A 7,348-nucleotide genomic window follows, 5' to 3' on the forward strand; every position below is an offset into this window, starting at 1 on the left:
ATTTGATTGGTATAATGATGTTAAGCAACTAAAACCACTAAATCAAGAAATTGCTAAAACCTATGGTCGTTATATTCAAGGCTTAAACTTTACCTTTGGAATTATTGCAATTCTTCTCAAAGAAGATCTAACAAATGGATCAAAATTAGCAATGGCTTTAACTGGACTAATAGCTGCATACTGGGTGGGAAAAGTCATCACTCAAATTACTTATTATCCAATGTATCAAATCCCACAAAAGCTAACTTTCAAATTAGGAAGTTATTTTATGAATTTTTTATTCACGCTTTTCGCTGTCGTTTATACTTGGCTTTTTTTATTCAATCTATTAAATCAATAAACTATGAAAACTCAAACACTCACTTACAAGAATTATTCAGAACAAAATCGATTTGAAATGGTTGACTTTTACAACGAAGCTACCGAAGATTATGAATTTTGGAGTAATGATTATAATATGCATTTTGGCTATTTTATTCCATTTAAAACCAATCCATTTAAACGTGATGCTATGCTCAATGAAATGAATACCCAAGTAATGAAGCGCCTAAATATTAGGAACAAAAAAAATCGTTTGATTGATTTGGGATGTGGCATGGGAGGCACCATACGATACGCACTTAAACGTCATAAAAATCTCATTGCGTATGGTGTAACCTTATCTAATTTTCAGGTAAAACAGGGTAACGAGTTACTAAAAGGTAAAAACGGAATAATTTTAAATGAAAATTATAACGACACCTCGTTTCAGTCTAATACCTTTGACTCGGCCGTCGCCATAGAAAGTCTTTGTCACTCTGGGCACAATTATAAATCTTTAAAAGAAGCATTTCGAGTTCTGAAACCTGGCGGGCGATTTGTTATTGCTGATGCCTTTTTAAAAAAAGACAAGAACCAACTTTGCCAAGGTGGAAAATACGCTTATCATAAACTATGTAGTCATTGGAATTTAGAGAAATTAGAAACCCATTACCATATAAAAAGTAAACTAGAAGCATTAGGTTTTAAAGACATCAAAGTCGAGGATAAGTCATTTAGAGTTGCTCCATCTGTACTGCATGTACCTTTTGCCATTACTGGATTTGTTTTAAAAAAACTTCTAAACTTCAAAACAATTAAACGCGAAAGTTTACATAATCTAAAGGGATCATACTATGCGCTACTTTCTGGTTTGCATATGAAAAGCTTTGGGTATTATATCATTAGCGCCACAAAATGAGTGCTCTCGGCAAGATCTGATTTTCAATTTTTTATCCTATTTTTGAGCTGCAATGGAAAACAAAAATGGCTAAACATCAAATAAACCCAAACAATTGGATTTCGGAATACTCTGATTATCTGTTTCACTACACCATATCTAGAGTTAACGACAGAGAAATGGCTCAAGACTTAGTTTCTGAAACGTTTTTAGCTGGATTAAAGTCCATGTCTAATTTTAAAGGTGAAGCTAGTGAGCGTACATGGTTAATTTCTATTTTAAAACGAAAAATTATCGATTACTATCGTAAGATTAATTCTAATAAAGGTAAGGCTGAAGTTAGAATGACTTACAACAATGAGTCTGAGGTTGAAGGTGATTGGTTAGAAGAACACGTAGCTGATCCTTTTGACCAAACAGCAGAGGATAAATTAGAAAATTCCGAATTAGGTGATGCCATACATGAGTGTTTAGGAAAACTACCTCAAAAGCAAGCTAATGTTTTTAAAATGAAAACAATTTTAGGCTATGATACTGAAACAATTTGTAATGATTTAAATATAACTCCGTCTAACCTCTGGGTAATCATCCATAGAGCCAGAACTGCTCTTGCTGATTGCATGGAAAAAAATTGGTTTTAATAACAATGAAGAAAAGTTTTTTATTTATAAGCTGTGAAGAAGCGCAACATATCTGTAATAAAAGACAGTATGGTGAAGCTACAGGATGGGAGCGTATGAAATTAGGCATAAGACTCTCTTGGTGTCGTATTACCAGAGCTTATTCTAATAGAAATAATAAGTTATCTGAGATAATGCAGAAATCTGATGTAAGTTGTCTAAAAGATGACGAGCGCAGCAATATGCAAAAGCAATTCGAAGAAGAACTAGCGAAGCATCAATAAAACGATAAGCCATACTACAGGCAAACTTTCTACCCAAAATGCGCTGTAGTATTTCGACTGTTTTTTACTAGAAAACACAACACTTAATAGCGTGAACAATGTAATCACGAGTGCCGCTATAATAGAATTACTCGAAATTTCATCCTTAAAATATTCCAATAAAAAGAATATCATCAGTAAAAACACACCGATGATTTTAGTCTTTTTTACTCCTATTTTCTGCGGAATAGTTGCCAATTTCAAACTATCATAATTAAGATCTCTTATTTCAAAAGGAAGCATTAAAATTATGATGAATATAAAGCGTTGAATACTTGTAAGTAAAACATCTACATTTAAATTTTGATTACTATTATACAACGGTAAAATAACAGTTGTAAAAGTCCAAACTAAGGCAATAACATAAATCTTCAAGCCAGCAATCTGTCTCAAATTTTTTTGATCATCAATGAATATTTTTTTTGGAACAATTGGTATGGCGTATAAGAAGGTAATTAAACCCAAAACACCTATTAATAAAAGTGTATGTTTTTCTAATTGCCATAAATAATAAGCCATCGCAAAAAAAGCAATAAATGAAAACACTTGAATAGCCTTTAACCAATTCGCTAAGCTCCGATGATGAAACTCTGCAATACCAAAATACTTCACAAAATTATAACCAGTTATGGTTGCGAAAAACACAAAATACAGCACACTTTTATCATAGTCAATATCAAATTGAATCAACGTTATCCATGTTAAAGCATACACACTTAGTGCAACATGGATACTGCTGTTTACGTAGAAGTCAAAAAGATGCTTAAGCTCTTTCATAGAACAAAAATACCTAATGTGTTAATAACAGCATATTTCAGTTAAAAACTTTAATTATCATTAACAAATTAAAAGTCCTAAATCCGTATTTTTGCATATTAAAAAAAATTGCTCAATTTAAATGGATACGACATCTTTTGCATTACGACATATTGGCCCTAATTCTGAAGAACAAAAGGCCATGTTAAACACCATTGGTGTAACCAGTATAGACCAGTTAGTTTCTGAGACTATTCCAGCCGGAATTCGTCTAGATAAAGACTTAGATCTTGAACCTGCTAAAAGTGAACAAGAGTATTTAAGTCACATTTATAAATTATCTCAACTCAACAAAGTCTATAAATCTTACATCGGTTTAGGTTACCATCCTTCAAATTTACCCGCCGTTATACAGCGTAATATTTTGGAAAACCCAGGATGGTATACAGCTTACACACCTTATCAAGCAGAAATTGCACAAGGACGATTAGAAGCCTTATTAAATTTCCAAACCATGATCATAGATCTTACAGGAATGGAGATTGCTAACGCATCGTTATTGGATGAAAGTACTGCCGCAGCGGAAGCCATGAGTTTATTGTTTGCTGTTAGAGAGCGTGCTCAGAAAAAAGCTGGTGTCAATAAGTTCTTTGTTTCGGATTTAGTGTTACCTCAAACCATTGCCTTACTAGAGACAAGAGCAACACCAATTGGTATTGAATTAGAAATTGGAAATGAGGCAGAATATAATTTATCTGATGAATATTTTGGGGCTTTACTTCAGTATCCAGGAAAAAATGGTCAGATTACAGATATTAAGTCATTTATTGAAAAAGCGAATGCTCAAAATATAAAAGTGGCTGTTGCTGCTGACATTCTAAGTCTAATTAAGCTCGAGGCTCCGGGTAAATTTGGCGCTGACATTGTCATTGGAACAACACAAAGATTTGGAATTCCCATGGGTTATGGCGGACCACATGCTGCATATTTTGCAACTAAGGAAGCCTACAAGCGTGATGTACCAGGCCGTATTATTGGTGTTACTAAAGATACCAATGGTAACAGGGCACTTCGAATGGCCTTACAAACACGAGAACAACATATTAAGCGCGATAAGGCCACGTCAAACATTTGTACAGCTCAGGTACTGTTAGCAGTAATGGCAGGGATGTATGCTGTTTATCATGGTCCAAAGGGTTTAGAATTTATTGCTAACAAGGTTCAGAATACTACAGCAACTTTAGGAGCAGCATTAGAAAAATTAGGACTTGAGCAAGTTAATACACATTATTTCGACACCATCCAAATCAAAGCGGATCCTGTTAAGGTAAAGTACGAAGCTGAGAAAAAAGAAGTTAATTTTTATTATCCAGATAACAACACAGTAACGATTTCAATAAATGAAACCACAACGATTTCAGATTTAAATGAAATCCTCTCAATTTTTGAAAAGGTAACTGACAATAACGTAAATAAAATCTCTTCAATTGTAGAAATTGATACACTTCCTAACAGTCTAAAGCGTCAATCTGATTTTTTAACCTTTGAAGTCTTTAATTCGTATCATTCGGAGACTGAGTTAATGCGTTATATCAAACGTTTGGAACGTAAAGATTTGGCTTTAAATCATTCCATGATTTCGTTAGGGTCTTGCACCATGAAGCTTAATGCTGCATCGGAAATGTTACCATTAAGTTGGGGAAGTTGGGGAAATATGCATCCTTTTGCACCAAAAGATCAAGCTGCTGGGTACCAATTGATGCTTACAGAACTAGAAAATCAGCTTACTGAAATTACTGGATTTGCCGCAACATCACTACAACCTAATTCAGGTGCTCAAGGCGAATTTGCAGGACTTATGGTCATAAGAGCTTATCACGAATCTCGAGGTGACCATCACAGAAATATTTGTTTAATCCCCTCTTCTGCTCATGGTACTAATCCTGCAAGTGCTGTTATGGCTGGCATGAAGGTGGTTGTAACCAAAGCTTCGGAAGATGGCAACATAGATGTAGACGATTTAAGGGAAAAAGCAGAACTATATAAAGACAATTTATCTGCCTTAATGGTCACCTACCCTTCTACACATGGAGTTTATGAATCTGCGATTAAAGAAATAACGCAAATCATCCATGATAACGGAGGACAAGTGTATATGGACGGAGCAAATATGAACGCGCAAGTTGGATTAACAAATCCTGGAAATATCGGTGCAGACGTTTGCCACCTCAACTTACACAAGACATTTGCAATACCACATGGTGGTGGTGGGCCTGGTGTTGGACCTATCTGCGTAGCAGAACAATTAGTACCTTTCTTACCTGGAAATCCAATAATTAAGACAGGAGGACATCAAGCCATTTCTGCAATTTCGGCTGCACCTTTTGGATCTTCTTTGGCTTGTATTATATCTTATGGATACATTACAATGTTAGGTGCTAAAGGCCTAAAACAAGCTACGGAAGTGGCTATCCTTAATGCTAATTACATTAAAGAACGGCTAGAAGGGTATTATGATACGCTTTATACTGGTGAAAATGGTAGAGCTGCCCATGAGATGATTATTGACTGTCGTGACTTTAAGGCAAAAGGTATTGAAGTTACTGATATTGCGAAACGTCTCATGGATTACGGCTTCCACGCTCCTACAGTTTCTTTTCCGGTTGCAGGAACTATGATGATAGAACCAACTGAAAGTGAAAGTAAAGCTGAAATGGATCGTTTTTGTGATGCTATGATTTCTATTAGAGAGGAAATTGACAATGCCACTAAAGAAGAACCAAACAATGTATTAAAGAATGCTCCTCACACCTTAGCAATGCTAACCTCAGATGAGTGGTTATTGCCGTACACAAGACAAGAAGCGGCATTCCCATTAGAGTATGTACAAGACAATAAATTTTGGCCAAGTGTTAGACGTGTGGATGATGCTTATGGAGATCGAAATTTGATCTGTAGCTGTGCTCCGATTGAAGACTTTATAGAAGCCTAATTTGAGGTTTGGACATCGTAAAATTTATCGACTTCAAAATGAAAAAAAGTCATTTAGTAGTACATTGCCTTTGGATACAAAAAAGTTTATAGATTTTATATTATGAGCATCAAAATAACTGGAACAGGTAGTTGCATTCCCGATAATATTGAGAAAAATGAGAATTTCCATCAACATGAATTCTTAAATATTGATGGCTCTTCAATTGACTACCCAAATGACGTCATTGTAGAAAAGTTCAAGGCTATAACTGGCATTGTTGAACGTCGTTATGCCGATGAGCAATTAGTAAGTTCTGACCTTGGTTTTTTAGCCGCACAGAAGGCTATTGATGATGCCAATATAGACCCTGAAACTATAGATTACATTATCTGCGCTCATAATTTTGGTGATGTTAAGCATAATACTATTCAAAGTGATATTCTTCCGTGTTTAGCGTCAAGGATTAAGTACAGGTTACGAATTAAAAATCCAAAGTGTGTTGCCTATGATATTTTATTTGGGTGTCCTGGTTGGGTAGAAGGTGTTATACAAGCGCAAGCATTTATTAAAGCTGGTATGGCTAAACGCTGTTTGGTTATAGGTTCAGAAACATTATCTCGTGTGGTTGACAAACATGATAGAGATTCCATGATTTATTCTGATGGTGCTGGAGCAAGTATTGTTGAAGCTACAGATGAGGAAGGCGGTATTTTAGCGCATGAAACTGCATCATTTACCTACGATGAAGCCTACTATTTATTCTTTGGAAATTCCAACAACAAAAACTTATGTCCAGATACACGCTATATCAAAATGCATGGACGTAAAATTTATGAGTTTGCCTTGACTAATGTCGCTCAAGCAATGAAAGATTGTTTAGATAATAGCGGAATTGATATTTCAGAAGTTAAAAAAGTGTTGATTCATCAAGCCAACGAAAAGATGGACGAAGCCATCATTAAACGCTTCTACCGCTTATTTAAATCGCAAGCTCCTGAAGGTATTATGCCGATGAGCATACATAAACTTGGAAACAGTTCTGTTGCTACGGTTCCTACACTTTTCGACTTAATCAGAAATAACAAGTTAGAGGATCACGAGATCAACAAAGGAGATGTTATTATATTTGCCAGTGTTGGCGCAGGCATGCATATCAATGCTATTGTATACAAGTATTAATAACTAGATTCCGACCTCTAGGAAGTTCATATGTACGAGAAAACCTATCCTAATAAACGATTTAAACTCACACTGCAGTTTTTAAAAAAACACATCTCTACCTCTGAGTCCATTCTAGATTTAGGCGTAAGCAACCCTTTTTCAGAAATCATTATTTTTGAAGGGTATCAAGTTGAAAATACTAAAGGAGAAGATTTAGACGAAGATCGTTCAAACATCATAACCTCAAATACTGAAGTTGTCACTGCCTTTGAAATATTTGAACATTTACTTTCTCCTTACGAGGTATTAAAATCTA

The 7,348-nt window shown here is 35.1% G+C and carries 7 protein-coding genes and 1 pseudogene; 7 read left to right on the top strand and 1 reads right to left on the bottom strand.

Annotated elements, in window-relative coordinates; genetic code table 11:
* From HRU49_RS13515 to HRU49_RS13530, 4 genes are all read left to right on the top strand, one after another.
* The coding region (locus HRU49_RS13515) for a hypothetical protein (RefSeq protein WP_296358056.1) at positions 1–340 on the top strand (340 nt) is incomplete at its 5' end.
* 3 nt (positions 341–343) lie between these two features.
* Positions 344–1,219 (top strand): methyltransferase domain-containing protein, encoded by an 876-nt coding sequence (locus HRU49_RS13520; RefSeq protein ID WP_296358058.1) that lies wholly within the window; start codon positions 344–346, stop codon positions 1,217–1,219.
* A 65-nt stretch (positions 1,220–1,284) separates the two neighbouring features.
* Positions 1,285–1,839, top strand: coding sequence for a sigma-70 family RNA polymerase sigma factor (locus tag HRU49_RS13525; RefSeq protein ID WP_296358060.1), 555 nt, complete (start codon positions 1,285–1,287; stop codon positions 1,837–1,839).
* A gap of 5 nt (positions 1,840–1,844) precedes the next feature.
* Positions 1,845–2,102 (top strand): hypothetical protein, encoded by a 258-nt coding sequence (locus HRU49_RS13530; RefSeq protein ID WP_296358063.1) that lies wholly within the window; start codon positions 1,845–1,847, stop codon positions 2,100–2,102.
* Here HRU49_RS13530 and HRU49_RS13535 read toward each other — a convergent pair.
* Positions 2,085–2,918 carry a hypothetical protein gene (locus HRU49_RS13535; RefSeq protein WP_296358065.1) on the bottom strand — a complete coding sequence of 278 codons (834 nt, stop codon included), beginning with the start codon at positions 2,916–2,918 and terminating at the stop codon, positions 2,085–2,087. The genes HRU49_RS13530 and HRU49_RS13535 overlap by 18 nt on opposite strands.
* Positions 2,919–3,039: 121 nt before the next feature.
* Between HRU49_RS13535 and gcvP the strand changes: the two genes are divergently transcribed.
* The 3 genes and pseudogenes from gcvP to HRU49_RS13550 form a co-directional block, all read left to right on the top strand.
* Positions 3,040–5,889 carry an aminomethyl-transferring glycine dehydrogenase gene (gene gcvP / locus HRU49_RS13540; protein WP_296358066.1) on the top strand — a complete coding sequence of 950 codons (2,850 nt, stop codon included), beginning with the start codon at positions 3,040–3,042 and terminating at the stop codon, positions 5,887–5,889.
* Positions 5,890–5,991: 102 nt separating this feature from the next.
* Positions 5,992–7,050: a 3-oxoacyl-ACP synthase III family protein gene (locus tag HRU49_RS13545; RefSeq protein WP_296358067.1), complete on the top strand. Its 1,059-nt coding sequence runs from the start codon at positions 5,992–5,994 to the stop codon at positions 7,048–7,050.
* A gap of 30 nt (positions 7,051–7,080) precedes the next feature.
* Positions 7,081–7,348: pseudogene (locus tag HRU49_RS13550) on the top strand (methyltransferase); the annotation flags it as partial.

It is taken from the genome of Winogradskyella sp., assembly GCF_013213975.1.
Lineage (GTDB): Bacteria > Bacteroidota > Bacteroidia > Flavobacteriales > Flavobacteriaceae > Winogradskyella.